Annotated in this window: 2 protein-coding genes; both read left to right on the top strand. The window is 42.6% G+C overall.

All coding sequences use genetic code 11. The features are described 5' to 3' along the window. The first annotated feature begins 458 nt into the window (after positions 1-458). Positions 459-1,334: an OmpA family protein gene (locus tag BKK50_RS06905; protein WP_077416630.1), complete on the top strand. Its 876-nt coding sequence runs from the start codon at positions 459-461 to the stop codon at positions 1,332-1,334. Positions 1,335-1,349: 15 nt separating this feature from the next. Next, positions 1,350-3,582 (top strand): hypothetical protein (locus tag BKK50_RS06900; protein ID WP_077416628.1); only part of this gene is annotated, 2,233 nt, incomplete at its 3' end.

Here is a 3,582-nt window from a genome sequence, read left to right as displayed (position 1 = left end):
TTTTATAACGGACACACGCAGTGTGTCCCTACGTTCTGTTAAAATTTCTATTTTTGTGCATTTGCTACATAATACCGAAAGTTTTACTAAATAGAGGAGAAGTTGAAAGCTTAGCTTTAATTTTTATTAATTAAAGAATTTACGAAAGCTTTTCTTTTTAAAGTATGAAACATACACTGACGAGCACAGCACAGCACAGCACAGCACAGCACAGCACAGCACAGCACAGCACAGCACAGCACAGCACAGCACAGCTTTAATCTATCCTTTCATAAAACCCAAGGCTAAATGTTTTGACTTGTTAAAACGTTTAGCCTTGGGTTTTTTGTTTTTTTCATTAAGCTCAAGTTACTTAAATTTATCAGATCGTTATACGAATTTCTTTGAGGATTGGTCACGCCATATAAATAACAAGGAAAGTAGTATTGGATTTATGTCATAAAATAAAGAGGTTTTGTATGAGAAAAACATTGTTAGGACTCAGCGTGCTATTCGCACTAAGCGGTTGTGCACGTGATGCTAACCAACCATTAGAAGTATGGAGCAATTTTAATCAAACTAAATTAGAAACCCAACTAGGGGAAAACCAAGCTTTGGCGGTCTTTTATCGTCAGAGTGAAGTTCAAGGCGCAGCAACCAATATCTATGTGGATGGAAATTACCAAGTGTCATTACTTCCAAATGCATATAGTGCGGTAGCCGTTTGTGCCGATAAACATTTATTCAGTACGTCTTTCAGTTCAAATCAAAAATTTGGTAATCGCACTCAAGGAGCAAGCTACACGTTACCTGTCGGTGATATTGCTTATGTTAAAGTTTTACAAACACCTAACGGACAACTTTACCTAGAGCGTGTAGAACGTTCGGTTGCAGAGCAAGAGATTGCAAATTTACCAAAAGAAAATCACACCTTATCAAGAGTACCGAATGCGACTAATTGCCAACCCCCTGTCGTGATTGCTGCCATTGCAGTGGATAGCAGCGCATTATTTGCTTTTGATAAATATGGCTATAACGACATTCTTCCTACCGGCAGAGCGAAATTAGAAAACTTTATGGAACACGTGAAAACGTTAAATGTTTCTCATATTGTGGTGGGAGGACATACAGATAGCTTAGGTTCAGACAGCTACAATCAAGTATTATCGGAAAAACGGGCGAACAGTGTGAAACAACAACTGCAACAAGTGGGGATCACCGCACCGGTGCACGCTATCGGGTATGGTAAAAAAGAACCGGTTGTAACGAACTGCGGTGGATTATTCGGCGCAGCAAAAAATCAATGTAATTTACCAAATCGCCGTGTTGAAGTGACGGTTTACGGAACGAAATAAATTTAAGGAGTAAATATGTCGACTACATTAAAAGTATTAAGTGCAAAAAAAGTGATTGCCTCCCACCAAATTAAGCAAGGTGACACATTAGTGATTGAGGCGAGAGATAAATCTAATTATCAATTAATTGACGATCAAACCGGTTTTGCTCCACAAAATATTATTGCTAAACGTGAAGGGAAAGATTTAAAAATCTTCTTAGAAAACGGTGATATGAATCCGGATGTGGTGATCAAAGGTTATTACGGTGACGAAAATTCGGAAGATGTAACCAATTTGCTCGTAGGTAAATATGAAAATGGCGGTATCTATGCTTATGTGCCGGAATCAGGCTTAAAAGCTGATGCCGTCAGTATGTTGGCAGAAGAAGCAGCTGCACCGCAAGCGTTAGGTGGCGAAGAGATCAGCGCTTTCTGGGCATTTAACCCATGGTGGTTATTAGCATTAGTGCCGTTAGCGGCAGGCATTGCAATTGCTGCGGGTAGTGGTGGCAGTGGTGGTTCGGGCGATAAGAACACTGATACGACAGCAGACAAACCGAGTATTACTCCGGCAGATAATGGTTCGGTTATCGTGAAACCAGGAGTGGATAACAATAAAGTTGAAGTAATTTTCAAAGATGAAAATGATCAACCGAAAACAATTGTTGCAGAAAAACAGCCCGATGGTACTTGGACAATTACAAATAATGATGATACGACTACAACGATTGATCCGAACACCGGAGAAATTACGATTCCGGCAGACCAAGTGCAGGATGGATCGGAAGTGATTGCAAAAGGTACAGATGAAAAAGGCAACATTGCAGAAGATAAAGCCACAGCCGGCAATAACCCTACCATACCACGTGTACCGGGCGATGTGGATGGTGACGGTGATACGGATAATGATGATAACGATGACACAACAGAAAACGGTGCACCGAAATTAACGGTTCCGGAGGCGGCAGACGGCTTTATCAATAAAGAGGAAGCGGATTCCGATAATGGAGTGCCGGCAGAAGTCAGCTTACCGAAAAACACCAAAGAAGGGGATACCGTTACTTTAACAGTGACAGGACCGAACGGTGTAAAAGAAATCACCCACGTTGTCACCGGTGCGGAAGAAACGGCGAAGAAAGCGACCGTTCTTATTCCGAAGGAAGAGATTGCAACAGATGGTGAATATAACGTGACGGCAAAAGTCACGACACCGGAAGGTGAATCAAGCCGGGAGAGCAAAGTTGTTCCATTTACCGTAGACCAAACCCCACCGCTTGCACCGGATGCGGAAGGGCAGCCGGACGGCTCGGTCACCGTAATGCCAAAAGATGATTCACCGGTAACGATTACATACACCGATGAAAATGGCGAAGAAAAAGAGTTTACCGTGAAACAGGATAATGATAGCGGTGAATGGGTGTCAGAAGATAAACCGACAAATAATATCGTGATTGACCCAACGACAGGTAAAGTCACTATTCCGGCAACGGAGATTGAAGACGGTTCAACCGTCACGGCAATCGCCAAAGATGAGGCAGGTAATACAGCGGAAGACACGGCGGATGCTGGTAATAATCCTACAATGACTATTGATATTCCTGAAGCAGCAGATGGATTTATTAATCTTGAAGAACAGAAAGACGGCGTAGTTGTGACGGTAAACGTGCCTAAATCAGCGAAAGCAGGGGATTTTGTTGTTGTAACTGTAACGAAACCGGATGGGACTACAACACAATATCCAGGGCTTTTTACAAGAGGTGACAAGGTTGATATCACGATTCCTGCTTCGGATTTATCTGACGGTGAAGGTTATAAAGTCGTTGCAACACATCACGATGGTCCACCGAATACAACGCCGGTAGCAACAAGTTTAGAGAAAACTTTTGATGTTGATTTAACGATAGAGAAACCGATTATTACCTCACAGAATGATGACGGAAAAGTCATTGTTGAACCCGGTCAGGACAATAACAGAGTTGAAGTGACGTTTAAAGACGAAGACAGAAATGATAAAACTGTTGTTGCCGAAAAAGATGCGGGCGGTAATTGGATCGTTAAAGATGACGATGGAACCGGCGCAACGATTATTGACGGTAAGATCGAGATCCCATCGGATAGCGTAAAAGATGGTGAACCGGTGAATGCGAAAGGAAGTGATGAAGCTGGCAATCGTATAGATGCTGACGAAGTGATCGCAGGCACTGATCCGAAAAATGCCGCCGTTGACCCAAGCACGGATGACACCGGAGCGAACGTAGGTGTTGTGT

The organism is Rodentibacter rarus (assembly GCF_001998965.1).
GTDB classification, from domain to species: domain Bacteria; phylum Pseudomonadota; class Gammaproteobacteria; order Enterobacterales; family Pasteurellaceae; genus Rodentibacter; species Rodentibacter rarus.
This window is presented reverse-complemented; position numbering and strand designations above follow the sequence as displayed.

Coding starts and splice junctions, on each gene's coding strand:
- BKK50_RS06905 (WP_077416630.1), top strand. CDS start 459: ATGAGAAAAACATTGTTAGGACTCAGCGTGCTATTCGCACTAAGCGGT.